At 74.0% G+C, this 22,715-nt stretch carries 20 protein-coding genes and 1 tRNA gene; 16 read left to right on the top strand and 5 right to left on the bottom strand.

Annotated elements, in window-relative coordinates:
* The first annotated feature begins 78 nt into the window (after window positions 1–78).
* The 14 genes from AB0G56_RS24935 (at window position 79) to fdh (ending at window position 15,978) form a co-directional block, all read left to right on the top strand.
* On the top strand, window positions 79–927 hold the full coding sequence (locus AB0G56_RS24935) for an ATP-binding cassette domain-containing protein (RefSeq protein WP_360972893.1): 849 nt from the start codon (window positions 79–81) through the stop codon (window positions 925–927).
* Between the two features lie 790 nt (window positions 928–1,717).
* A complete protein-coding gene (locus AB0G56_RS24930; RefSeq protein ID WP_360972891.1) occupies window positions 1,718–3,409 on the top strand; it encodes a multicopper oxidase family protein in 1,692 nt (563 codons plus the stop codon).
* Window positions 3,406–4,095 carry a hypothetical protein gene (locus AB0G56_RS24925; protein WP_360972890.1) on the top strand — a complete coding sequence of 230 codons (690 nt, stop codon included), beginning with the start codon at window positions 3,406–3,408 and terminating at the stop codon, window positions 4,093–4,095. The genes AB0G56_RS24930 and AB0G56_RS24925 overlap by 4 nt, the downstream gene beginning before the upstream one ends.
* Window positions 4,096–4,358: 263 nt before the next feature.
* Window positions 4,359–4,604 (top strand): ferredoxin, encoded by a 246-nt coding sequence (locus AB0G56_RS24920; RefSeq protein ID WP_360972889.1) that lies wholly within the window; start codon window positions 4,359–4,361, stop codon window positions 4,602–4,604.
* Window positions 4,594–5,988: an FAD-dependent oxidoreductase gene (locus AB0G56_RS24915; protein WP_360972888.1), complete on the top strand. Its 1,395-nt coding sequence runs from the start codon at window positions 4,594–4,596 to the stop codon at window positions 5,986–5,988. Before AB0G56_RS24920 ends, AB0G56_RS24915 begins: the two co-directional genes overlap by 11 nt.
* A gap of 53 nt (window positions 5,989–6,041) precedes the next feature.
* A complete protein-coding gene (locus tag AB0G56_RS24910) occupies window positions 6,042–7,280 on the top strand; it encodes a cytochrome P450 (RefSeq protein ID WP_360972886.1) in 1,239 nt (412 codons plus the stop codon).
* Window positions 7,281–7,384: 104 nt separating this feature from the next.
* Complete coding sequence (locus AB0G56_RS24905) at window positions 7,385–7,585, top strand: hypothetical protein (protein ID WP_360972884.1); 201 nt, start codon at window positions 7,385–7,387, stop codon at window positions 7,583–7,585.
* Between the two features lie 123 nt (window positions 7,586–7,708).
* Window positions 7,709–8,176: a hypothetical protein gene (locus AB0G56_RS24900; protein WP_360972882.1), complete on the top strand. Its 468-nt coding sequence runs from the start codon at window positions 7,709–7,711 to the stop codon at window positions 8,174–8,176.
* A 32-nt stretch (window positions 8,177–8,208) separates the two neighbouring features.
* Window positions 8,209–8,661: a hypothetical protein gene (locus AB0G56_RS24895; protein WP_360972880.1), complete on the top strand. Its 453-nt coding sequence runs from the start codon at window positions 8,209–8,211 to the stop codon at window positions 8,659–8,661.
* Between the two features lie 55 nt (window positions 8,662–8,716).
* A complete protein-coding gene (locus AB0G56_RS24890; RefSeq protein WP_360972878.1) occupies window positions 8,717–9,883 on the top strand; it encodes a YbdK family carboxylate-amine ligase in 1,167 nt (388 codons plus the stop codon).
* Window positions 9,884–9,993: 110 nt separating this feature from the next.
* On the top strand, window positions 9,994–10,383 hold the full coding sequence (locus AB0G56_RS24885) for a hypothetical protein (RefSeq protein WP_360972876.1): 390 nt from the start codon (window positions 9,994–9,996) through the stop codon (window positions 10,381–10,383).
* Between the two features lie 121 nt (window positions 10,384–10,504).
* On the top strand, window positions 10,505–11,512 hold the full coding sequence (locus AB0G56_RS24880) for a 4Fe-4S dicluster domain-containing protein (RefSeq protein WP_360972874.1): 1,008 nt from the start codon (window positions 10,505–10,507) through the stop codon (window positions 11,510–11,512).
* A 188-nt stretch (window positions 11,513–11,700) separates the two neighbouring features.
* Window positions 11,701–12,612 (top strand): NrfD/PsrC family molybdoenzyme membrane anchor subunit, encoded by a 912-nt coding sequence (nrfD, locus tag AB0G56_RS24875; protein ID WP_360972872.1) that lies wholly within the window; start codon window positions 11,701–11,703, stop codon window positions 12,610–12,612.
* A 105-nt stretch (window positions 12,613–12,717) separates the two neighbouring features.
* On the top strand, window positions 12,718–15,978 hold the full coding sequence (gene fdh / locus AB0G56_RS24870) for a formate dehydrogenase (protein ID WP_360972870.1): 3,261 nt from the start codon (window positions 12,718–12,720) through the stop codon (window positions 15,976–15,978).
* 49 nt (window positions 15,979–16,027) lie between these two features.
* On the opposite strand, the gene selD is transcribed toward fdh, so the two are convergent.
* Window positions 16,028–17,053 carry a selenide, water dikinase SelD gene (selD, locus tag AB0G56_RS24865; protein ID WP_360972868.1) on the bottom strand — a complete coding sequence of 342 codons (1,026 nt, stop codon included), beginning with the start codon at window positions 17,051–17,053 and terminating at the stop codon, window positions 16,028–16,030.
* A 31-nt stretch (window positions 17,054–17,084) separates the two neighbouring features.
* On the opposite strand from selD, the gene AB0G56_RS24860 reads away from it, so the two are divergent.
* Window positions 17,085–17,177, top strand: a tRNA-Sec gene (locus AB0G56_RS24860).
* Between the two features lie 43 nt (window positions 17,178–17,220).
* Here the strand turns inward: AB0G56_RS24860 and AB0G56_RS24855 are convergent.
* The 4 genes from AB0G56_RS24855 to AB0G56_RS24840 form a co-directional block, all read right to left on the bottom strand.
* Window positions 17,221–19,023 carry a SelB C-terminal domain-containing protein gene (locus tag AB0G56_RS24855; protein WP_360972866.1) on the bottom strand — a complete coding sequence of 601 codons (1,803 nt, stop codon included), beginning with the start codon at window positions 19,021–19,023 and terminating at the stop codon, window positions 17,221–17,223.
* Between the two features lie 9 nt (window positions 19,024–19,032).
* Window positions 19,033–20,307 carry an L-seryl-tRNA(Sec) selenium transferase gene (gene selA, locus AB0G56_RS24850; protein ID WP_360973093.1) on the bottom strand — a complete coding sequence of 425 codons (1,275 nt, stop codon included), beginning with the start codon at window positions 20,305–20,307 and terminating at the stop codon, window positions 19,033–19,035.
* A 246-nt stretch (window positions 20,308–20,553) separates the two neighbouring features.
* The gene (locus AB0G56_RS24845) at window positions 20,554–21,291 is read right to left on the bottom strand and encodes a hypothetical protein (protein WP_360972864.1); all 738 of its coding nucleotides are present in this window, start codon (window positions 21,289–21,291) and stop codon (window positions 20,554–20,556) included.
* A gap of 58 nt (window positions 21,292–21,349) precedes the next feature.
* A complete protein-coding gene (locus tag AB0G56_RS24840; RefSeq protein WP_360972862.1) occupies window positions 21,350–21,907 on the bottom strand; it encodes a hypothetical protein in 558 nt (185 codons plus the stop codon).
* A gap of 328 nt (window positions 21,908–22,235) precedes the next feature.
* On the opposite strand from AB0G56_RS24840, the gene AB0G56_RS24835 reads away from it, so the two are divergent.
* Window positions 22,236–22,637, top strand: a complete 402-nt coding sequence (locus AB0G56_RS24835; protein ID WP_360972860.1) for a hypothetical protein — start codon at window positions 22,236–22,238, stop codon at window positions 22,635–22,637.
* The last annotated feature ends 78 nt before the right edge of the window (window positions 22,638–22,715 follow it).

The raw sequence follows: 22,715 nt of genomic DNA, 5'->3' as shown, positions 1-22,715 counted from the left end.
GACGACAAGGTGCCGGATGCATCTAACGTCTGCCGTGCCGATGAGACGGGGGCCGAACGCGTCGAGGGGAGCCCTGGGATGGCCGAGGAGACAACGGAAGGCAGGCCCGCGGAGGACCGCGGACCCGCGGGTCCGGGAGCGGTCGTGGCGCTCCGGGAGGTGGGCGTGCGCCGGTTCACGACCGACCAGGTGATCCTCGACGGCATCGACTGGACGATCCGGCCCGGGGAGCACTGGGCGCTGCTCGGCGCCAACGGCGCGGGCAAGACCACGCTGCTGCGGCTGCTCGGCGCGCTGATGCACCCCACGACCGGCACCGTCGAGGTGCTGGGCGCCCGCCTCGGCCGGGTCGACGTGCGCGAACTGCGGGCCCTCATCGGGCACGTCACCTCCGCGCAGCGTGTCCCCCAGGACCTCGACGCGCACACGGTCGTGCTGACCGGTCACAGCGGCACGGTGCAGCCGCTGTGGCGCTCCTACGACGACGAGGTGCGCGAGCGGGCTCACGAACTCCTCGCCGAACTGGAGATCAAGGACCTGGCGAACCGGCCGTACGGCGTCTGCTCCGGCGGACAGCGAGCCCGCGTCCTCATCGCGCGGGCGCTGATGGCCGAGCCCGCGCTGCTCCTCCTGGACGAGCCGTTCAACGCCCTCGACCTGCCCTCCCGCGAGGACCTCGTGGAGGCCATGCACCGGCTGGCGCAGGGGCGCCCGCGGCTCGCGACCGTGACGGTCACCCACCACCTGGAGGAGCTGTCCCCTGCCGTCAGCCACGCCCTGCTGCTGCGCGAGGGCAGGATCCTGGCCGGCGGGCCCGTGGCGGAGGTGCTCACCGGCCCCGGGCTGACCTCCTGCTTCGGCCGGCCGATCGCCGTGAACCGGCACGAGGGCCGCTGGTGGGCATATTCCGGACGACAGGCCGGATGACCTGGGGCGCATGACCCTGTGTGACGGAACGGGCCGGGACGGTCAGTGGCTCAGCGTGGCCGGATGCCGCTTTCCACTACCGGGAGTAACGTGATCAACTTTGGCCTCAGGTGCTCCGTACAACCAAGTTGAGCGCTCTTCTCCGTCCGACCCCGTGCGAGGATCCTCATGCCGTCCCAGGGCGATGCTCTGCAGCAAGCGCATTCTGAACACCAACAGCACCTGCGGACGTGCCGCCAGTGCCATGCGGACGGCGTGCCGTGCGCCGTGGCCAAGCACCTGATGCGCCTGTACAACAACGCCCGGAGGGCGGCGGCCCGGGCCAACTGACCCGGCGGCAGACGGCGGCAGGAACCGGAATCCCGGCGCCTGCCGCCATTTTGTTGCGCCTGTGCGGCGCCTGAGGGGGCGAGTTTCGGCCAAGTCGCCCTGCACGCAGGCGCGTTCCGCCCCGCCCCGGCCGGCCCGGCCGATGCCGGATCGCCTCGACGGCGACACCGGACGCCGCCGCACCGGGAACCGGAGCACGAATGGCACGCGGAGCGGCACGGTCGGGCGAACCCGGAACCGTGCGGTCCGGCAGCCCCGGAGGGGTACGGTCCGGCAGCCCCGGAGGGGTACGGTCCGGCAGACCCGGAGGGGTACGGTCCGGCCGCCCGCCCCCGCTTCGGCCGACCGGGGGACCCTCCCCGGCTGCCGGGCGCGGCCGCACGGAAATTGACCGCCAGGATCACCGGACGCGCCGCCCCAGTTCTCCCACATATCGCCATAAAACGTGTGTTATTCATTCATGCACACACCTACGCGGCGCACCCTGCTCAGTGCCTCGATCTTGGCTGCCGGCTCGGGTCTCCTGGGAGCCTGTTCCGGGTCCGGAACCCCCTCGGAGGCGGGCCCGCACCCGGGAACCGAGCGTGGTTCGGGATCCGCACCGGGCTCCGGCGACGCGGACGGCGGACGCCGGCCCTTCGTGCCCAAGGGGCCCAAGGGGTACGTGAACCCGTCCGACCCCGAGGTGCTGGCCGCCGAGCGCGAGCGCGGCACGGGGCCGGTGCGCACCTTCCGGCTGACCGCCGCCGAGACCACGTTCGACCTGGGCGGACGCTCCGTCAGGACGTGGGCGTACAGCAACGCGGTGCCCGGCGGGGTGATCCGGGTGACCAGGGGCGACATCCTGGACCTCACGCTGGCCAACCGCCTGCCGGTGGCGACGACGCTGCACTCGCACGGGGTGCGCCTGCGCTGTGACATGGACGGTGTGCCGGGGCTCACCCAGAAGGGGATCAAACCGGGTGAGGAGTTCCGCTACCGCTTCGCCGTGGCCTACCCGGGCACCTACCTCCTCCACTCCCACGAGGGCATGCAGCTCGACCGGGGCCTGTACGCGCCGCTGATCGTGGACGACCCCGAGGAACCGCTCTCCTACGACAAGGAGTGGGTCGTCGTCCTGGACGACTGGGTGGACGGGGTGGACGGCTCCACCCCGGACGGCGTGCTGGCGCAGTTGCACAAGGGCAAGCGTTCGCCGATGAGCATGGACATGGAAGAAACGGGGGGAGGAGGCGAGCAGGAAGGTTCCGCCGCCTCGCACGCCTCCGCCGGGCGGAGCGCGCCGTACCACCCCTCGGCCGGCGGGCCCTCCCGTCTCCTGCGGCACTCCCACAGCCGCCTCCTGGACGGCATGGGCGGCAACGTCGACTTCCCGTACTACCTGATCAACGGGCATCTGCCGCGGTCCGCCCAGGTGTTCAGGGCCAAGCCCGGGGACCGGGTCCGGCTGCGGCTCATCAACGCGGGCGCCGACACCGCCTTCCGGGTCGCCCTGGGCGGTCACCGGATGACGGTGACGCACACCGACGGCTATCCGGTCGAGCACCAGGACACGGACGCGCTGCTCATCGGCATGGCCGAGCGCTACGACGTGGTCGTCACCGTCAAGGACGGCATGTTCCCGCTGCTCGCGCTGGCCGAGGGCAAGGGCAGCAAGGCCAGGGCGCTGGCCGTGCTGCGCACCGACAAGGGCAAGGGGCTCCCCGCGGCCTCCGTCCACCCGGACGAGCTGGACGGCCGCATCCTGCCGGCCCGGAGCCTGCGGCCGCAGGAGTCGGTGGCCTTCCGCGACGGAGAACCGGACCGGCACATCCGGATCCGGCTGACCGGCAGCATGAAGAACTACGACTGGGCCTTCGACCACCGGCCGTACACCACCGAGCACCGCCATCCCATCCGCCAGGACGAACGGGTCCGGCTCACCCTGATCAACGCCACCGACATGTGGCACCCGCTGCACCTGCACGGCCACACGTTCGCGCTGACCGGCATCAACGACACCGGCACGCGCAAGGACACGGCGATCGTGCTGCCGCACCGCAAGCTCGTCGCCGACTTCTACGCCGACAACCCGGGCCTGTGGATGCTGCACTGCCACAACCAGTACCACTCCGAGTCCGGCATGATGACCATCCTCGGTTACCGTAAGTGACGAACACCCCGGCCGCACCTGCCCGGCAGGCGCTGCGCACCCCGCGGGCCGCGGGGCTGGCGGGGGTCCTGTTCGCGCTGCTGCTCGCGGCGGCCGTCGTGCTGATCCGGCTGGCCATCCCCGAGGGCGCGGCCGCGGTCTCCGTCCCGGGCCTCACCGACTCCACGCGGCGTGAGGCGGTCCGTGCCGCGCTCGGTCTCGTACCGCTGGCCGGGATCTTCTTCCTGTGGTTCGTCGGCGTGATCCGCACCCGTGTGGGGGCGGCCGAGGACAAGTTCCTGGCGACCGTCTTCCTGGGCAGCGGACTGGTCTTCGTGGCCACGATGTTCGGGGCGGCCGCCGCGGCCGCCGCCGTACTCGCCACCGCGCGCTCCTCCGGCCCCGCGCCCTCCCCCGTGGCCTGGGACTTCGGCCGCCACCTGGCGTACGAGCTGATGACCGGGTACGCGATGCGGATGGCAGCCGTCTTCACCTGCTCACTGTCCGTGATGGGACACCGGCTGCGGATCCTGCCGCGGTGGCTGACGGTGCTGGGGCTGCTCGCCACCCTGACGCTGCTGTTCGTCGCCTCCAACGTGCCCTGGGCCGAGCTGGCCTTCCCGGGCTGGGCGCTGCTCCTGAGCGTCCACATCCTCACCGTGCCCAACCGCCATGTCCGCCCCGGCACCGCCGGCCCGGCGACCTGAGAGCGGCGGACGGCCGCGCACGCTCGTCCCCTGCCGCCTCTCTCCCACCCCCCTGTGGCCCAACGCCCCTTCTTCCGTTCCCGCGTCGTCCCGTTCTCCCGTTCTCGCGCTGTCCCGTTGTCCCGTCACTCCGACGGCGGGCTCCGGCGCGCGACGTGCCCCGTGCGCTGTGGATCCTGTCGTGGGGGAGATGACCGCCGTCCGAGGGCGCCCGCCGAGAGGGTGGATCCCGAAGACCAGGCCGCCGGAAGGGCGGGTCGCCAATGAGGCTTGTCGTCGATCTCAACAAGTGCCAGGGCTATGCCCAGTGCGCCTTCCTCGCACCGGACGTGTTCACGATGCATGGCGAGGAGTCGCTCGTGTACAGCCCGTGGGCCGACAGCGAGCAGCGGGAGAAGGTGGCCCGCGCCGTCGCCGCCTGCCCGGTGGGGGCGATCACGGCGGACGGTCTGCGCGAGAGGGACGAGCGGTCCGCCGCGGCCGGGCAGGGGGCCTTCGATGCCCGCTGAGCAGTTCCACGAGTGGCTGCGCCGCGAGGGCCGCATCGTCGTCGTCGGTGCCTCGCTGGCCGGGCTGCGCGCCGCCGAGACCCTGCGCGCGGAGGGTTTCGCCGGATCACTGACCATGATCGGGGACGAGCCCCACCGGCCCTACGACCGGCCGCCGTTGTCCAAGGCGGTCCTGCTCGACAAGGCGGCGCCGGACCGCACGGACCTTCCCCGGCGCCGCGAGATCGACGCGACGTGGCGCCTGGGCGTGGCCGCGAGCGGTCTCGACCTCGCGGGACAGCGGGTGCTGCTCGCCGACGGCGACGAGGTGCCCTACGACCGGTTGCTGATCGCGACCGGGGTCCGCGCCCGGCCCTGGCCGAAGGAGGAGGAGGCCCAGCTCGACGGGGTCTTCGTGCTGCGTACCCGGGACGACGCCGTACGGCTGCACCGGCGGCTGAAGGCCGCGCCGCGCCGGGTGTTCGTGATCGGAGCCGGGTTCACCGGGTCGGAGATCGCCTCCGCCTGCCGCGACCGGGGTATCGCCGTCACCGTGGCCGAGCGGGCCGACGCTCCGCTGGTGGGCGCGCTCGGCGGGGTGGTCGGTGCGGTCGCCGCGGACCTGCACCACGACAACGGGGTCGACCTGCGCACCGGTGTCATGGTCACCGGGCTGGAGGGCAACTCGGTCGGCCGGGTGCGGGCCGCCCACCTGTCCGACGGCAGCGTCGTGGAGACGGACGTCGTGGTGGTGTGCCTGGGCGCGACCCGCAACACCGACTGGCTGGCCGGTTCCGGGCTCGGCGCGGGACCGCGCGGCATCGCCTGCGACGCGGGCTGCCGGGCGTTCGACTTCCGGGGCATCGTCACCGACGACGTGTACGTGGCCGGTGACGTGGCCCGCTCCCCGCACCCGCTGTTCGGCTACCAGTTCCTCTCCCTGGAGCACTGGGGCAATGCCGTGGCGCAGGCGGAGGTGGCCGCGCACAACATGATCAGCGCCAGTTCCGAGCGGCGTCCGCACATGTGGGTACCGGCCTTCTGGTCGTCGCAGTTCGGCGTGAACATCAAGTCCGTGGGCGTGCCGTCCATGGGCGAGGAGATCATGATCACGCAGGGGTCGCTCGCCGAGCGCCGCTTCGTCGGGGTCTACGGCTACCAGGGCCGGGTCATCGCGGCCGTGAGCTTCGACAACACGCGGTGGCTCGAGTTCTACGAGCGGCAGATCGAGAGCGGCGCGCCGTTCCCGGTGGAGTACCCGACGGTGGACCGGCGGCCGGAGGGCCGCAAGCCGGTCCCGGCCGACTTCCCCGACCCGTCCCTGCCGACGCACGGCCCGACGGTGACCCTCAGCGGATACTCGCCCGCCGACCGGCGCATGGTCTTCACCCCGGCCCGCCACTGACCGCCGCGCCGCCCGGCCGGCGACCCGCCCCTCCCCCACCAGAGGACCCCTCCATGACGCAACCGTCGCTCATGCGCCGGATCACCGACTTCTCCAGCCGCGCCGACCCGTACCCGCTCTACGCGGAACTCCGCAGGACACCGGTGCTGCACGAGGAGGAGGGCGGCCCGTACGTCATCAGCTCCTACTACGACATCCAGGCCCTGCTGCACGATCCCCGGATCAGCTCGGACGCCCGCAACCTCAGCGCGCCGGGCGCCGACGAGCTGTCCGAGCCGGAGGCGACGGGCCTGCCGCCGAGCTTCATCCGGCTCGACCCGCCCGAGCACGACCGGCTGCGCCGGATCGCCAACAGCTCGTTCGGGCCGCCGCACCGGCCCCACCGGATCGACTCGATGCGCGACGAACTCGGCCGCATCGTCGCCGAACTCCTCGACGGGCTCGGTGACGCCGGGCAGATCGACCTCGTCGACCAGTTCGCGTACCCCTTCCCGGTGACCGTGATCTGCCGGCTCCTCGGCGTGCCCCGCGAGGACGAGCCGCGCTTCCGTTCCTGGGTGGACCCGATCGTCGCCGGCCTGGACCCGGACTCGCGCGACAACCCCGAGGCCCCGGTCCAGCGCGCCGCGCAGGAGGCGCGGATCCAGCTCGGCATGTACCTGGCGGGGCTGGTGGAGCAGCGGTCCAAGGAGCCCCGCGACGACATGCTGTCCGACCTGACGGCCGGTCACGGGCCCGACGGCTCCATGTCGATGATGGAGGTGCTCAGCACGGCGGTACTGCTGCTGATCGCGGGACACGAGACGACGGTCAACCTCATCACCAACGGCATGCTCACCCTGCTGCGCCACCCGGAGTACCTGCGGCGGCTGCGCGAGGACCCCGGGTTCTGCGTCGACATCGTCGAGGAGCTGCTGCGCTACGAGCCCCCGGTCCAGCTCGTGCCCTCGCGCACCTGCATCACGGACATCGAGGTGCGCGGGGTGACGATCCCCAAGGGGTCGCGGATCTGGCTGGTGCTGGGCGCGGGCAACCGGGATCCGGAGCGCTTCGGGGACGCCGACCGGTTCGACCCGGACCGCGGGGACATCCAGCACCTCGGGTTCGGCAGCGGTGTGCACGTCTGCTTCGGCGCGCCGCTGGCCCGGCTGGAGACGCAGGTCGCGCTCACCGAGCTGGCCCGGCGCCTGGACAACCCCCGGCTCGTCGAGGACCCCCCGCCCTACCGGCAGAACGCGGTGCTGCGCGGACCGCGCCATCTGAACATCGCGATCGACGGCGTGCTGGCCTGAGTGGTCCGCTCCGGTCGGCCGACCGGAAATTGCTTCTGGACAAGACAGAAAAATCAGACAAAATGGTGTGCATCCGCATCGCGACTTCGAGGAGCCGCCCCCGCATGGCGTACGGAGCCCACCACAGCCCCACCCCGCCTCCGCACCCCGACCTGGGTCTCGCCCGCGACTGCGAGCACTGCCTGGGCTGGGGAACCGTCGTCACCCATGACGGGCAGCACGAACTGTGCGAGACGTGTCAGCCGGGACCGGACGACGGCGACCCACCGCTCGGCGTGCCCGCACGCGGGCAGCCCCCCGGCTGAGTCGGCACCCCATCCCCCGGCTCCCTCGGGGCGGGGGCGGCGCTGCTCCGTCCGAGTGGTGCAACCTCCGGCCCCGTCGTAGCGTCGTGGAAGAGTTTCTGACGTCGTCGGCCGGGAGCGGACATGGGCGAACACACAGTGAGGACAGCGGTCACACTCGGTGCAGCCGTCATGCTCACCGCGGGCCTGGGAACGGCCTCCGCCGCATCCGCGGCGCAGGCGCCACCGACAGCGGCCGCGCACACGACGCATCGGCAGCCCGTCTTCGTCGACTGCTTCTGGAAGCCGCAGACGCGCCCCGACGCGTTCATCCTGGCCTGCGGCGACGCGAACAGCCGCCTGTCCTCGCTGCACTGGAAGAAGTGGAACGGCCGGTCGGCGGTGGCCGAGGGCGTCAACCTCGTCAACGACTGCAAGCCGTACTGCGCGGCGGGCACCTTCCACTCGTACCCGGTCGTCGTGCGGCTCGACCGCGCACAGCCGTGGAAGAAGCACCCGCAGGTCCAGCACTTCACCCGGCTCAGCCTCGCCTTCCCCGGCCACCGGCCGGCCGGGTACGAGCGCGTGGTGACCTACTCCCTGTGGAACTGACCCGGTTCCGGTCGAGGCAGAGGGAGCCCGGGATGCACGCGATCACCAAAGGCCTGCTGGCGGGCGCCGCGGGCACGCTGGCCCTGGACATGGTCACCTACGGCGACATGCTGCTGCGCGGGCGGCCGTCCAGCAGTATCCCGGCGCAGGCCGCGGAACGTCTCGCGGGCCGCGCCCGGATACCGCTCGGGGACGGTGAGGAGAAGGAGAACCGCACCCAGGCGGCCGGCGCGCTCATGGGGTACGCCACGGGTGTGGGCGCCGGGGTCGTCTACGGTCTGCTCCGGCACCACCGCCCGCCCCTGCCGGACTGGGCGGCCGGACCGCTGCTGGGCGCCGCCGTCATGGTGGGCGCCAACACGCCCTCGATCGCCCTGCGGCTGACCGACCCCGCCTCCTGGGACCTGGCGTCCTGGGTGTCCGACGCCGTACCGCACCTGGTGTACGGCCTGACGACCGCGGCGGCGTACCGGGTCATGCGCTGACCGGTACGGCGGCGGCGCCGGGCGGGCACCCGGCCCACGAGAGCGGGGATGCACCGTGACGTTGCGCATCGGGGCCGAGGAGGAGTTCCACCTCGTGGAGGCGGAGAGCGGCCGGCTGGTGCCCCGGGCCGGCGCGGTGCTGGGACGGCTGGCGGAGCCCGGGTTCGCGCCCGAGCTGCAGCGGTCGGTCGTGGAGAGGAACAGCGGGGTGCACGACACCCTCGACGGCCTCTTCGCCGACCTGGTCGCGTCCCGGCAGCGCCTCGCCGCGGCGGCCTCCTCGCTCGGAGTGGCGGTGGTGGCCGCGGGGACCGTGCCCCTGGTCGCCCTCACTCCGGGCGACGTCACCGACGACCCGCGCTACCGCCGCATGGCCGAGCAGTACCGGCGGGTCGCCGACGAACAGCTGATCTGCAGCGCCCAGGTCCATGTGGACGTCCCCGACCGGGACACCGCCGTGCGCGCCATGTGCCTGGTCGCGCCCTGGCTCGCACCGCTGCTGGCGCTCTCCGCCAGCTCCCCGTTCTGGCTGGGCGCCGACACCGGCTACGCCAGCTGGCGGACGATGCTGTGGCAGCGCTGGCCCACGGCCGGACCGGCCGGCTGCCACTCCGGTGCCGCCTCCTACGACGCCCTGCTCGGCGACCTGATCCGCTCGGGGGTGATCAGTGACGCAGGCATGATCTACTACGACGTCCGGCCCTCCGCGCACCAGCGCACACTGGAGCTGCGCATCTGCGACGCCTGCCCGCGCGTGACGACGGTGGTCCTGGTGGCCGGGCTCTTCCGGGCGCTCGTCCACGACGCCTGCGTCCGGCTCGCCCGGCGGGAGCACTCCGGGTGCGACGGCCACCACGAGTGGCTGCGGGCGGCCACCTGGCAGGCGGCGCGCTCGGGTCTGGAAGGCCCCCTGGTCGATCCGGTCACGCGCCGGTCCGCCGCCGCCCGTACGGTCCTGCTCGGCATGGTGGGCCGGCTCCGCCCGGCACTGGAGGCGACCGGCGACTGGGACACCGTGGGCGAGCTGCTGGAGAGGGCCCTGGCCGAGGGCAGCGCGGCGCGGCGGCTGCGGCGCGCGGCCGAGCACGGCGGGCCTGCGGCCGCCGTCGCTCTCCTGGCCGCCGAGACCCGTGGCGCGGCCCAGGCTTCCCCCGTCCGCCCCGCCGGGCCGGCCGTGGAGCGCGAGGGCGGCGTGAGCCCCGGCGAGAGCCGGGGAGCGTGAGCCGCGGGCTTCGGGCGGGCGTTCGGCCGCGCCACCGGGGCGTTTCGCGTTTCGGAGTCCGCCCGACGGGCAACTCCTTGTGTCGAGCGCGCTGTACCCGGGGAGTCGCCATGTGGAAGCGCAGGAAGCGCGTACGGCCCGTCGCACCCGTACCGCTGGAGCTGTGCGACCTGTGCGCCCTGGCGTTCCCCGCGGACGAGGCGGTGAGCGGGTACGTGGCCGACTCCTCCGCCGTCCATCCCACCCAGGACTGGTGCGACGGGATGCGCCTCGTCACCGCGTGCGGTGAGGCCCATTTCGCTGCGGTACAGGAGCAGTACCGGCACCGCCCCTTCGTCCAGGAGGAACTCTGGGCGGCGAAGATCGACCGTGCCCTGAGCGGCGGCACACCGGTGCTCACGCTGGTGCAGCTCGGCTGCCGCACCGGCCTGCACGAACCGGAGATCCGCCGGGCCATCGCCTGGCACAACGCGCACCTGCCGCCGGACACCGGGCCCTGACCCGTCCCGTCCGGCACGGTTTCGCCCAGGCCCCCCGAGGGAACCCGTGCCGGGCTCTCGCACGCGCTCCCGCCCGGGCGGCGCCGCGTGCCGGGCGGGACCCGAACGAGGAGGCCGGAGCATGAGCGAGGGCGACACGGCGGCGGGCCGGGCGGACGGCAGGCCCCCGTCCGCTTCCCGCAACCTGCTGCACGGGCCGCAGCCGAACGTTGCCGAGGCCGCCGGTTACCCCGACGCCCCGCCGCGCATGGGCTTCTTCACCGACACCTCCGTCTGCATCGGCTGCAAGGCGTGCGAGGTGGCGTGCAAGGAGTGGAACTCCGTGCCCGCGGACGGGCTGGAGCTGACCGGCATGTCCTACGACAACACGCGCGGCCTGGGCGCGAACACCTGGCGGCACGTCGCCTTCATCGAACAGACCCGGCCGGCCGCCGGACCGGAGCCCGGGACCGGTCCCGGCGGGTTCGACGTGTTCGAGGCCGCTCGCGGCCTCGCCGACCCGAAGGCCGCCCCCACCGCCCCCACCGCACCGCCCGCCCCGCCCACGCCCGACGGTCGCACCGAGCTGCGCTGGCTGATGTCCTCCGACGTCTGCAAGCACTGCACGCACGCGGCCTGCCTGGACGTCTGCCCCACCGGAGCGCTGTTCCGCACCGAGTTCGGCACCGTCGTGGTCCAGGAGGACGTGTGCAACGGCTGTGGGTACTGCGTGCCGGCCTGCCCCTACGGTGTCATCGACCAGCGTGAGGGGGACGGCCGGGTCTGGAAGTGCACGCTGTGCTACGACCGGCTCGGCGTCGGGATGGAACCGGCGTGCGCGAAGGCGTGCCCGACCGAGTCCATCCAGTTCGGCCCGCTGGAGGAGCTGCGGGAGCGGGCCGCCGCCCGCGTGACGGGGTTGCACGCGGCGGGCGTCACCGGGGCCCGGCTCTACGGGGAGAACCCGGAGGACGGGGTCGGCGGCGACGGCGCGTTCTTCCTGCTGCTCGACGAGCCCGAGGTCTACGGCCTGCCGCCCGACCCGGTGGTCACCACCCGGGACCTGCCCGCGATGTGGAAACACGCGGCCATGGCCGCCGCGTCGCTCGCCGCACTGGGCGTCGCCAGTTTCCTCAGGAGGCCCCGATGAACGGACCGGACGGCGCAGCGGACGGCGCGACGGGCGGAGCGGCGAACCCGGGAGCGGGCGGGACGGCGGGCGGCGGATCGGACGTCACACGCGAGGGTGTGCGGGGCGCGCGGCCCGGCCGGGACGCACCGGCGCCCGGGCCCGCCGGCCGGCACGGTCGCGGTCGGCGCGGACGCCGGGAGCAGCCGATGGTCCCCGACGCCGCGTTCTCGTCGTACTACGGCGAACCGGTCCTGAACAGACCCACGTGGAAGCCGGTCGACATCGCCGGGTACCTCTACCTCGGCGGGCTGGCCGGCGGGTCGTCCGTGCTGGCGGCCGGCGGGCAGGTCACCGGGCGGCCCGCGCTGACGCGGGTGGCGAAGCTGGGCGCGGCCGGTGCCATCACCCTGTCGCTGGGCGCGCTGGTGCACGATCTGGGCCGGCCCGCCCGCTTCCTCAACATGCTCCGCGTGTTCAAGCCCACCTCGCCGATGAACACCGGCTCGTGGCTGCTGGCCGGGTACGCGCCGCTGACCCTGGCCGCCGCTGCCGCCGACGTCACGGGCCGGTGGCGGCTCGTCGGCGCGGGAGCCACCGCCGCGGCGGCCGTCCTGGGGCCGGCCGTCGCCACGTACACGGCCGTCCTGCTCTCCGACACGGCGGTGCCCGCCTGGCACGAGGGCTACCGCGCGCTGCCGTTCGTCTTCGCGGGGTCCGGGGCGAGCGCGGCGGCCGGTCTGACGCTGGCCTGCGCGCCGCCCCGGCAGACAGGCCCGGCACGCCGGACGGCGGTGCTGGGTGCCGCGCTGGAGCTGGGCGCCTTCCGTCTGATGAAGCGGGGTATGGGGCTGGCGGCCGAGCCGTTCGAGCAGGGCCGGCCGCACCGGCTGCTGCGGGCCGCGGAGGCGCTGACCGCGGGCGGTGCCGCACTGGCGGCGTGCGCGGGCCCGGGGCACGGGGGACGCGGCCGGGCGCTGGGGGTGGTGGCGGGGGCGGCGCTGCTGACGGGGTCGGCGGCGCTGCGCTTCGGCGTCTTCCACGCGGGCGTGGCCTCCGCCGAGGATCCGCGCTACACGGTCGTACCGCAGCGCGAACGGCTGCGGGCCCGCGCCGGCTGACGGGCCGGGTGCCCGCGGCCGGGCCGGTTTCGCCGGGTGCGTCCGGGGTACTCCGCAGCGACCGCGCCGCACCGCGGAGCGCCGTGCCGGAAGGAGGACGACGTCATGGGTGTACGCACCTGGATCGACTCCTGGCCGGTCTACCGCCAGCTCAAGGGCACCGACCCCCTGGGCCGCGGCGCCGCCGCCAAGAGCGGGCCGGGCGCGCGGCTCACGCCCCGGGTCGCCTCGGCCGACCGGGTGGTGAAGTCGGTCTGCCCCTACTGCGCCGTGGGCTGCGGCCAGAACGTGTACGTCGAGGACGAGCGGGTCACGCAGATCGAGGGCGACCCCGACTCCCCGATCTCCCGCGGGCGGCTGTGCCCCAAGGGCTCGGCCAGCCTCCAGCTGACCACCGGAAGCGCCCGCGAGCACTACGTGCTGTACCGGCGTCCGCACGGCGCCGCGTGGGAACGCCTGGACCTGGACACGGCGATGGACATGATCGCCGACCGGGTGATCGAGGCGCGGCGCGCGGGCTGGCAATGGGAGGTCGACGGCACGCGCACCCGGCGCACGCTCGGCGTGGCCAGTCTGGGCGGCGCGACGCTGGACAACGAAGAGAACTACCTGATCAAGAAGCTCTTCACGGCGCTCGGAGCGATCCAGATCGAGAACCAGGCGCGTGTTTGACACTCCTCCACCGTTCCCGGTCTGGGAACCTCGTTCGGGCGCGGCGGCGCGACCACCTTCCAGCAGGACCTGCAGAACTCCGACTGCATCGTCATCCAGGGCTCGAACATGGCCGAGTGCCATCCGGTCGGGTTCCAGTGGGTGATGGAGGCCAAGGCGCGCGGCGCGAAGGTGGTGCACGTGGACCCGCGGTTCACCCGCACCAGCGCGCTCGCGGACGTCCACGTGCCGCTGCGCGCGGGCTCGGACATCGCCTTCCTCGGCGGCATCATCAACCACGTGCTGAGCACGGACGCGTACTTCCGTGACTACGTCGTCGCCTACACCAACGCGCCGGTGGTGCTGCGGGAGGACTTCCGCGACACCGAGGACCTGGACGGGGTGTTCTCCGGGCTGGACGCCGACGGCCGCAGCTACGACAACAGCAGCTGGCAGTACGAGGGGACGGAGATGCAGGCGGCCTCCGGGCAGCGCGACGAGGAGTACGAGAAGCGCACCGGTGGCGGCCGTTCGGTGACCGAGGCGGCGGGAGGCGAGTCCCACGGCTCGGGCGGCCCCGACGTCGGGGAGGGCGAGCCCGAACGGGACGAGACACTCAGCCACCCGCGCTGCGTGTTCCAGGTGCTCAAGCGGCACTACGCCCGCTACACACCCGAGCTGGTGGAGCGGATCTGCGGGGTGCCGCAGGACCAGTTCCGGCAGGTGTGCGAGCTGGTCACGGAGAACTCCGGGCGCGAGCGGACCACCGCCTTCGCGTACGCGGTGGGCTGGACCCAGCACACGGTGGGGGTGCAGTACATCCGGGCCGCCGCCGTGCTGCAGAGCCTCCTCGGCAACATCGGCCGGCCGGGCGGCGGCATCATGGCGCTGCGCGGACACGCCTCCATCCAGGGGTCCACGGACATCCCGACCCTGTTCAACCTGCTGCCCGGGTACATCCCGATGCCGCACGCCCACCGCGACGAGGACCTGGGCGCCTTCGTGCGCGGCGAGGCCGCCCGCAAGGGCTACTGGGGCAACATGCGCGCCTACCTGGTCAGCCTGCTCAAGGCGTACTGGGGTGACGCGGCCACGGAGGACAACGACTTCTGCTTCGACTACCTGCCGCGCCTGACCGGCTCGCACTCCACGTACGAAACCGTGGTGGCCCAGCTGGAGGGGGTCTGCAAGGGCTACTTCCTCATGGGTGAGAACCCGGCGGTGGGTTCCGCGAACTCCAAGCTCCAGCGGCTGGGCATGGCCAACCTGGACTGGCTGGTCGTGCGGGACTTCTCGCTGATCGAGTCGGCCACCTGGTGGAAGGACGGCCCGGAGATCGAGACGGGCGAGCTGCGTACGGAGGACATCGGCACGGAGGTGTTCTTCCTGCCGGCCGCCGCGCACACCGAGAAGGACGGCAGCTTCACCAACACGCAGCGGCTGCTCCAGTGGCACCACCAGGCCGTGGAGCCGGCCGGCGAGGCGCGCAGCGACCTGTGGTTCACCTACCACCTCGGGCGGATCATCCGCGAGAAGCTGGCCGGGTCGGCCGATCCGATGGACCGGCCGGTGCTGGACCTGACGTGGGACTACGCGACCAAGGGCGAGCGGGCCGAGCCGGACGCGGAAGAGGTCCTCGCGGAGATCAACGGGCGCGACGCCGAGGGCCGTCCCCTGGCCTCCTACGAGCAGCTCGCGGCCGACGGCTCCACCGTCTGCGGCTGCTGGATCTACTGCGGGGTCTACGCCGACGGGGTGAACCAGGCCGCGCGGCGCAAGCCCGGTACGGAACAGGACTGGGTGGCGTCCCAGTGGGGCTGGGCGTGGCCCGCCAACCGCCGCATCCTGTACAACCGTGCGTCGGCGGACCCGGAGGGCAGGCCGTGGAGCGAGCGCAAGGCCCTGGTGTGGTGGGACGCCGAGGAGGGCGAGTGGACCGGTCACGACATCCCCGACTTCAAGAAGGACAAGGCGCCCGGTCACCGGCCGCCGCCGGACGCCACCGGCCCCGAGGCACTCTCGGGCATCGACCCGTTCGTCATGCAGGCCGACGGCAAGGCGTGGTTGTACGTGCCCTCCGGGCTCACCGACGGGCCGCTGCCGACCCACTACGAGCCGCAGGACTCGCCCTTCCCGAACCTGCTGTACGGCAGGCAGCGCAACCCGGTGCGGCAGGTCATGCCGTCCCTCCCGGACAACCGCTACCAGCCCAGCGGTGACGAGCCCGGCTCGGAGGTGTTCCCGTACGTGGCCACCACCTACCGGCTCACCGAGCACCACACCGCGGGCGGCATGTCCCGCTGGCAGCCGTACCTGGCGGAGTTGCAGCCGGAGTTCTTCTGCGAGGTCTCGCCCGCTCTCGCCGCCGAGCGCGGGCTCGAACACACCGGGTGGGCGACGATCGTCAGCGCCCGCGGCGTCGTGGAGGCGCGGGTCCTGGTGACCGACCGCATGCCGCCGCTGAGGGTGCACGGCCGCACCCTGCACCAGGTGGGACTGCCGTACCACTGGGGCCCGAACGGCCGCAGCACGGGCGACGCGGCCAACGAACTGGTGCACCTGTCCCTGGACCCCAACACCCACATCCAGGAGACCAAGGCGTTCGCCGTCGACATCCGCCCGGGGCGCCGCCCCCGCGGCCCGGCCGCCCCGGCGCTGGTGCGTGCCTACCGGCGGCGGGCCGGCATCGACGACCGCACCGGGACGGAACCGTGAGGGGCGTCCGTGCGGTCGGTGCCCCGTCCCGCCGCCGGACCGTGTCCTCTCACCTGAGGACGAGCGAGTGCGGGCCGCGCGGGACCAGTTCGCCGATCACGGGGGCCCCGGGGACCTCCCCGGCGACGAGCAGGCCGCCGGAGGTCTGCGCGTCGGCCAGCAGCAGCCGGGTGTCGGGGTCGGTGCCGCCGAAGTCGGTGAACGGCGCCACCCACTCCAGGTTGCGCCGCGTGCCCCCGCTGACGTACCCGGCGCGCACGGCTTCGCGGGCGCCCTCCAGGTAGGGCACGGCGGCGGTGTCGACCACCGCGGTGACCCCCGAGGCGCGGGCCAGTTTGTGCAGGTGGCCGAGGAGACCGAAGCCCGTCACGTCGGTGGCGCAGCGGGCGCCCTCGGCGAGGGCGGCGGCTGCCGCGTCCCGGTTGAGGGCCACCATCGTGGCCACCGCCTGCGCGAACCGCTCCCCGGTGGCCTTGTGACGGTTGTTCAGCACGCCCAGGCCGAGGGGCTTGGTCAGGGACAGCGGCAGGCCGGGGCGGCCGGCGTCGTTGCGCAGCAGCCGGGCCGGGTCCGCGAGACCGGTGACGGCCATGCCGTACTTGGGTTCCGGGTCGTCCACGCTGTGCCCGCCGCCGACGTGGCAGCCGGCCTCGGCGGCGATCTCGAGGCCGCCGCGCAGCACCTCGCGGGCCAGCTCGAAGGGCAGTACCTCGCGGGGCCAGGCCAGGAGGTTCACGGCGAGGAGCGGGCGGCCGCCCATGGCGTACACGTCGGACAGGGCGTTGGCCGCGGCGATGCGGCCCCAGTCGTAGGGGTCGTCGACGACCGGGGTGAAGAAGTCGGCGGTGGACACGAGCGCCGGCGCGGCGGTCCCCTGCGGTGCGGGCAGGGCGACGACCGCCGCGTCGTCGCCGGTGGCCGGGCCGACCAGCATCGGGGCGTCGGCCGGCGGCGGCAGCGGCGCCGTCAGCCCGCCGAGCAGGTCCTCCAGCTCACCGGGCGGGATCTTGCAGGCGCAGCCCCCGCCGTGGGCGAACTGCGTGAGCCGTACGGGTGCTTCTCGGCTGGCGGTCATGCCGGGTCCTTCCGGTAGCCTGGCGGGCGGTGGAGGCGTGTGGGTGCCTGGTGGCCCTCCCGGTCTTCAAAACCGAGGTGCCCGAGGATCTCGGGCAGGCGGGTTCGATTCCCGTCCGCCTCCGTCCCCCTTCAGCTGTCGCCCGCTTCACGTGCCGCCCTCGTGCTTCACGTGTTCGTGGGTTTTCGAGGGTCCTGCGGGCGGCAGCGCCGGTGCAGGTCGTCGACGCGTTCGGTGTGTCCGCGGGCGTCGAGGAGCTCCAGGAGCGGCACGGCGACCCGGCGGGTGGTGTCGAGGGCCCTGCGCGCCTCGCTCAGGGTGAAGGGCTGCGGGAGCCGGCGCAGCACCGCGGCGGCCTCGGCGTCCGCCCCCGGCAGCAGGACGACGGTGTCGCTCACGCGCAGCAGCGCGCCCGCCCGGACGGCGGCGGCCAACGCCTTGCGGTGCAGGCCGAGTTCGGCGAGCCGGTCGGCCTCGGGTGCCCGGAAGGGCGTCTTCTCCAGGTCCTGGCGTACGGCGTCCACGGCGGCCCGCAGGGGCGGTGGCAGGGCGGGGCGGACGCTGCCGGGGCCGTACAACCGCCCTTCCCTGCTGTGCAGCGCGGTGGCGCCGGGGGCGCGGGCGAGGGCGTCCACCAGGGCGCGGTCGGGCAGGTCGAGCAGCCGCCGGGCGGCTTCGGCGGGCAGGCCCGGCTCCATGGGGTGTTCCTCGGCGTACCGTTCCACCTCGGCGGCCAGCCGCGTCCGCAGTCCGGCCCAGTGGTGCTCGTCGGCGAGCCAGTCGCCGGTGACCGGCTCGGCGGGCGCCGGCACGCCCATGGCCAGCAGCTCCGTACGGCGGACGAGCCGGCGGCGGCGCAGTTCGGCCGCGCCGTCGGGCCGGCCGGTCAGCGTGGCGAGTTCCGCGGCGCGGGCCCGGCCCGCGCCCCGCCGGTCCAGGCGCGGCGGCCGGACGTCGAGGACGGTCGCCGCGCAGGGCGTGCGGCCGCCGCCCGGTTCGCGCAGGACCGCCCGGTCCCCGACGCGCAGCGGCAGCGGCCGACTCAGGGTGAGCCGGGCGGTGTCCTCGCCCAGCGGTCGGACGGTCACCGCGACGGCGGCCGTGCCCAGGTGCAGGCGTACCGTCCGCGGCAGTTCACCGGCCGGTTCACCGGCCACGCGGACGTCGATCAGGTCGGTGAGCAGCCAGCGGTCCGGGGTCAGCAGCACGTCCCCGCGGCGCAGCGCTCCGTCCAGGGAGCCGTGCACGTTGACCGCGACGCGCGCCACCCCGCTGACGGCCGTCCGCTCCCGCTGGAGGCTCTGCAGCGCCCGCACCCGCAGCGCGGTCGTGCCGTCGGAGGCCACCAGCCGGTCGCCGACCCTCAGGGTGCCCGCGCCGAGTGTGCCGGTCACGACGGTGCCGTGGCCGCGCACCGTGAAGGCGCGGTCCAGCCACAGCCGTACGTCGGCGTCGGCGGGCGGTACGGGCAGGGCGTCGGCGAGGCGGGCCAGCTCGGTGCGCAGGGCGTCCAGTCCGGCGCCGGTCACGGCGCTGACCGCGACGGACGGTACGGTGCCCAGCGAGGTGGCGGCCAGCCGCCGGACCGCGTCCGCGCGCACCGGCTCAGGGTCGGCGAGGTCGCTGCGGGTCACGGCGAGCACGGCGTGGCGCACGCCGAGCGCGTCGAGGATCACGAGGTGCTCCTGCGACTGCGGCTGCCAGCCCTGGTCGGCGGCGACCACGAACAGCACCGCGGGCACGGGGCCTGCCCCGGCCAGCATGGTGGCGACGAACCTCTCGTGCCCCGGCACGTCGACGAAGGCCAGGTACTCGCCGTCCGGTTCGGTCCGCGTCCACACGAAGCCGAGGTCGAGGGTGAGCCCGCGGCGCCGTTCCTCCTCGTAGCGGTCGGGCTCCATCCCGGTCAGGGCCCGCACCAGGGCGGACTTGCCGTGGTCGACGTGGCCGGCGGTGGTCAGGACCCGCATGGCGCCCGCCTACCCTTCCGCGGCCCGTCGCACGGCCCCGGCCAGCCGTTCGTCGTCCTCGGCCGGGACCGCCCGCAGGTCGAGCAGGCACCGCCCGGCCTCGACCCGTCCGACGACGGGGAGCGGTCCGGTGCGCAGGGCCGCGACGTACCGTTCGGGGAGGGACAGGGCCGCGCTGGGCAGCGTCACGCCGGGTGCGCCCCCGCCGCCGACCGTGGCGGCGCTTCCGACGGCCCGTACGTCGATGCCTGCGTCGCCGAGCGCGGCGGCGAGCCGTTCGGCGCGGCGCGTCAGCTCCCCGGGGTCGGCGGTCAGGGCGGTGGCGGTCGGGGTCGCAGGGCCGGTCAGGGTGGCCTCCAGCGCGGCGAGGGTGAGTTTGTCGACGCGCAGGGCGCGGGCCAGGGGGTGCCTGGCGAGGCGGTGGACGAGTTCGGCGTCGCCGAGGAGGAGTCCGCACTGGGGTCCGCCGAGCAGTTTGTCCCCACTGGCGGTCACCAGTGCCGCACCGGCCCGCAGTTCGGTCTCGGCGTCGGGCTCGTCCGGCAGCAGCGGGTGGGGGGCGAGCAGCCCGGAGCCGATGTCGACGACGACCGGCACGCCCAGTGCCACGAGGTCGCGGGTCGCGGCGGCGCGGGTGAAGCCGGTGACGCGGAAGTTGGACGGGTGGACCTTCAGGACGAAGCCGGTCCGCGGGCCGACGGCCTCGGCGTAGTCCGTGACGTCCGTACGGTTGGTGGTGCCGACCTCGCGGAGCCGGGCGCCGGTGGAGACCAGCAGGTCGGGCAGGCGGAAACCGTCGCCGATCTCCACCATCTCCCCGCGGCTGATGACGATCTCCCGGTCGGCGGCGAGCGCGGTCGCGGCGAGGACCAGAGCGGCGGCGCCGTTGTTGACGACGTGCGCTGCGGGCGCGACCGGCACCCGGGCGCGCAGCGCCGCCAGGGCGCTGCGGCCGCGGCGGGCCCGGACGCCGGTGGCGAGGTCCAGTTCGACGTCGGTGGGGCCGGCGGCGTCCCGCACCGCCTGCCGGGCCGCCGCCGACAGCGGCGCCCGGCCGAGGTTGGTGTGCAGGAGGACGCCGGTGGCGTTGATCACCGGGCGCAGTCCCCCGGCCGTGGGCGGCAGCAGCGCGAGGGCCGTGTCCACCACGTCCTCGGGCGCGACGCTGCCGTGGCGTGCCTGTTCCTGCGCCTGCCGCACGGCCGCCTTGACGGAGCCCGGGCCGAGCCGCCGCGCCGCCTGGAGCAGTCGTGGGTCCCGCAGGACGGCGTCGGTGCGCGGGATGCGCCGCCGGGCGTCCCCCGCCGGCCTGTTCTGATCGGTGCCGGGGGCGCCGGCGCCGGGCGCTCCCGCCGGGGAGCCGTCCCGCTCCCGCTGCCCCGCGACCCGCTGGTCCACCGCAGCCCCTCCGTTCCCAGCCCGCCCTCCTGACCGTCCGGGCAGGCCCATCGTCCCTCAGCCACAGGTGTCCTCCGCACGACACGCCGGTACCCCGGCGGCGGCGGAGGACACCTGTGGACGGGCGGGCTGTCAGGTGCTGAGGAGACGGTTGAAGAAGGACCGGTAGCGGCGCAGCGCCTTGCGCAGTTCCTCCGTGTCCACCTGTTCGCCCTGGCTCCACTGGCCTTCCAGCTCCTGCTTGTGCCGGGCGAAGGTCGCGGCCAGGGTCTGCATGACGTCGGCGACGAGGGTGTCGGCGGTGTGCACGGCCTCCCGGGGGTCGTCGACGAACTGGCTCTGGGTCTCGCCCCAGCGCTCGCGGAACCCCTGCTCGTCCTTCTCGCTCAGCAGCCGCGGGGCGCCCTCGGCGTCGTCCGTGGACGTGGTGGGCGTTCCCCGGGTCCCGGCCGCTTCCGGAGTTCCTGCCGGGCCGGCAGGCGCCGCCGTGTCGGCGGTCCCGGACATGTCCGAAGTCCTGACCGTGTCCGAAGTCCCCGGCGTGTCCGATGTCGTGGCCGTGTCGGACGTCGTGGCCGTGTCGGACGCTCTGTCCGTGTCGGGTGTTCCGGCCGTGTCGGGTGTTGCGGCCGTGTCCGCCGCCGTGTCACCGCGGTCCGCCGACGGCGTGCCGGTGGTGCCGGGGCGCCTGCCCGGGGCCTGCTCCCTCGTCGTCCCGCCGGTGCTCTCGCCGGGGAAGACGGGGGGCCTGCGGGCGGCCGTCCCTTGTTCGGCGTCGGTGGGTGCCGGTGCACCGGAGGGCTGCTGTGCCAGGTCCTCGGTGGACAGGCCGCCGCTGAAGCGGCTCGGCTGGTCTTTGTCTCTGTGCATGGTGTTCCTCCCTGCCGGGCGGCACCGTCACAGGCGCCGGCCGGGGTGGCAGGCCGGGTCAGGACCGGGCGGGTTGGGCCCGGCCGCCGTCGGAGAGCAGTTCGTCGAAGAGCGCCCGGTAGTGCACCATGGCGCCGCGCAACTGCTCGGTGGTGGCCTTGCTGCTGGTGCTGAGCGCTTCGACCTCGTGGGCGGCCCGGTAGTGCTCGAGCGTCCTGCCGTGTTCGACGGAGAGGTCCGCGGCCTGCTGCTCGAACCCGCCGGTCGGGTAGCCCCGCTCGTGCATCAGCGAGGTCACCAGCCGGTCCGCGTCGTGCACCGCGTCCTCGGGCCGGTCCACGAACTCCTGCTGGACGCTGCTCCACTCGCGCGTGTAGCGGTCGCGTGAGACGGCGGGCAGCGGCTTGATGTCCAGCGAGTCGTGCCGCTTTTCACGGGCCTTGAGTTCGCGCTCGCCCGCCCTGCGGCTCTCGGCGCCTTCGACGGTCCGCTCGTACTCGGGGCCGAAGCGCTCGCGCAGGTGGCGGCGGCGGTTCAGCAAGGAGACCGCGACGGCGATCAGGGCCAGCACGACGACGATCGGGATGATGATGGCGAGAAGTGTTCCCGTGGACATGTGATGCACCCCCTTGGGCACTGCTCCGCGTGCCCGGCATCCGCCGTGTTATGCGCGCGGGCGCCCCGCCTTCCTCCTTCCGGCTCTTCCGGGCCCGCCCCCGCCGCTCAAGATGCCATCACCCGAGTGGGCGACTAGCGTCTACTCATGAGAGCCGCAACCGGAGGCACGCCCCTCCGGCGAGGTCTCCACCGCGGGGCCCGTCGGACGTGTCGTGCGCATCCGGCTGTGACGCCGACGACCGCGCCGCACATCCTCTTCAGGCGGGCGCGGCCATCATTCTCGCGCGGTCCTCATGCGCGAGACGATGGAAGGAAAGGTACAACCCATGCGAGCACAGCGCGTCAAGCGCCTCTTCGCCGTGTCCGCGGCCGGCATCATGATGGCCGGCGGCGCCGCGATCGGGGCGGCCGGGACCGCATCGGCCCATGACTCGAACTACAACTCCCACGACCACTCCGGTTACAGCCGCGACTGCTCGGACTACGGTTGGTGGGACAGCTGCGGCGGCGGCTACGGCGACCATGGTGGACGCGGTGGCGACCACGGCGGCGACTTCGGCGGACGTGGCGGTGACCACGGCGGACGTGGCGGTGACCACGGCGGCGACTTCGGCGGACGTGGCGGTGACCACGGCGGTGGCGGCGACCACGGCGGTGGCGGCGATCACGGCGGCGGTGGCGATCACGGCGGCGGTGGCGGAGGCCACGGCGGCGGTGGTGGACGCTGACCGAACGGATCCAGTCGAGCCGCGGGGGGGGGGGGCGGCCCCGGCGGCGGCCCACCCCCGCCCCGCCCCCCCCCCCCA

It is taken from the genome of Streptomyces sp. NPDC021356, assembly GCF_040641015.1.
Taxonomy (GTDB): domain Bacteria; phylum Actinomycetota; class Actinomycetes; order Streptomycetales; family Streptomycetaceae; genus Streptomyces.
Note: the sequence above shows the minus strand (reverse complement) of the source record. Positions and strands in the feature narration are given on the sequence as shown.

Bases quoted from the DNA above. Each gene is read 5' to 3' on its own strand.
- AB0G56_RS24900 (WP_360972882.1), top strand. From the start codon at position 7,709: ATGGGCGAACACACAGTGAGGACAGCGGTCACACTCGGTGCAGCCGTC.
- AB0G56_RS24915 (WP_360972888.1), top strand. From the start codon at position 4,594: ATGCCCGCTGAGCAGTTCCACGAGTGGCTGCGCCGCGAGGGCCGCATC.
- AB0G56_RS24880 (WP_360972874.1), top strand. From the start codon at position 10,505: ATGAGCGAGGGCGACACGGCGGCGGGCCGGGCGGACGGCAGGCCCCCG.
- AB0G56_RS24910 (WP_360972886.1), top strand. From the start codon at position 6,042: ATGACGCAACCGTCGCTCATGCGCCGGATCACCGACTTCTCCAGCCGC.
- AB0G56_RS24840 (WP_360972862.1), bottom strand. From the start codon at position 21,907: ATGTCCACGGGAACACTTCTCGCCATCATCATCCCGATCGTCGTCGTG.
- AB0G56_RS24935 (WP_360972893.1), top strand. From the start codon at position 79: ATGGCCGAGGAGACAACGGAAGGCAGGCCCGCGGAGGACCGCGGACCC.
- AB0G56_RS24835 (WP_360972860.1), top strand. From the start codon at position 22,236: ATGCGAGCACAGCGCGTCAAGCGCCTCTTCGCCGTGTCCGCGGCCGGC.
- AB0G56_RS24845 (WP_360972864.1), bottom strand. From the start codon at position 21,291: ATGCACAGAGACAAAGACCAGCCGAGCCGCTTCAGCGGCGGCCTGTCC.
- AB0G56_RS24930 (WP_360972891.1), top strand. From the start codon at position 1,718: ATGCACACACCTACGCGGCGCACCCTGCTCAGTGCCTCGATCTTGGCT.
- nrfD (WP_360972872.1), top strand. From the start codon at position 11,701: ATGGTCCCCGACGCCGCGTTCTCGTCGTACTACGGCGAACCGGTCCTG.
- selD (WP_360972868.1), bottom strand. From the start codon at position 17,053: ATGACCGCCAGCCGAGAAGCACCCGTACGGCTCACGCAGTTCGCCCAC.
- AB0G56_RS24905 (WP_360972884.1), top strand. From the start codon at position 7,385: ATGGCGTACGGAGCCCACCACAGCCCCACCCCGCCTCCGCACCCCGAC.
- AB0G56_RS24855 (WP_360972866.1), bottom strand. From the start codon at position 19,023: ATGCGGGTCCTGACCACCGCCGGCCACGTCGACCACGGCAAGTCCGCC.
- AB0G56_RS24895 (WP_360972880.1), top strand. From the start codon at position 8,209: ATGCACGCGATCACCAAAGGCCTGCTGGCGGGCGCCGCGGGCACGCTG.
- AB0G56_RS24885 (WP_360972876.1), top strand. From the start codon at position 9,994: ATGTGGAAGCGCAGGAAGCGCGTACGGCCCGTCGCACCCGTACCGCTG.
- AB0G56_RS24920 (WP_360972889.1), top strand. From the start codon at position 4,359: ATGAGGCTTGTCGTCGATCTCAACAAGTGCCAGGGCTATGCCCAGTGC.